General features: G+C 58.9%; 1 protein-coding gene. It reads right to left on the bottom strand.

Annotation, left to right across the window (positions count from 1 at the left end; all coding sequences use genetic code 11):
* The coding region (locus NKI05_RS32220; RefSeq protein ID WP_352794236.1) for a DDE-type integrase/transposase/recombinase at positions 1-736 on the bottom strand (736 nt) is incomplete at its 3' end.
* Positions 737-755 lie beyond the last annotated feature (19 nt).

Below are 755 nucleotides of genomic sequence, written 5' to 3'. Positions count from 1 at the left end.
TTGGCTTTGTCGTTCGGTGGTCGATATCGGCCTTGGCGCAAGTATGTTCGAAGGCGTGCGCCCATATGATTTCTCCCGCCGCCATGGCTTCCTTGATCAGCGGAACGGCCGAGCCGCCGGCACCTGGGGTCGTGAACTGAATGCCGTTGTCGGTAAGCACTGTGTGGATCTTGTAAGGGACAGCATCAAGAAGATGGCGCAGGAAATCGGCGGAGACCGCTGTCGTTGCCTTCTCGTGCAGCTCGACGAAAGCGAACTTCGAGGTCCGATCTATGGCCACGAACATATGCAGCTTGCCCTGCTCGGTTCGGACCTCGGCGACGTCGATATGGAAGTAGCCGATTGGATAGGCCTTGAACTTCTTCCTTGCCGGCTTGTCGCCCTCGACATCCGGCAACCTGCCTATCCCGTGACGCTGCAGGCAGCGATGCAAGGATGACCGCGACAGATGCGGGATCGTCGGTTGGAGAGCATAGAGGCAATCGTCCAGTGGCAGCAGCGTATAACGCCGAAAGGCGACGATGACCGCCTCTTCCTCAGTCGATAGCACTGTCGACTTCGGATCTCTGGGGCCAGTCGGAAGATCGGCGGCCGACGTCCGGTTCCTCCACTTCCTAACCGTCTTCTGATTGATGCCGTAGCGCTTCGCCAGCGCCCTCAGGCTCTCTTGACTATGCTGTATCGCTCGACGGATCGCCTCTGTCGTCGTGGCGCTCCCATGAAGAACCTGGCCCATAGCGCATCCTTTGATTCGG

The organism is Mesorhizobium sp. M0771 (genome assembly GCF_040320155.1).
In the GTDB taxonomy this organism is placed as follows: domain Bacteria; phylum Pseudomonadota; class Alphaproteobacteria; order Rhizobiales; family Rhizobiaceae; genus Mesorhizobium.
The sequence above is the reverse complement of the archived record's forward strand: the minus strand, read 5'-3'. Positions and strand labels throughout refer to the sequence as shown.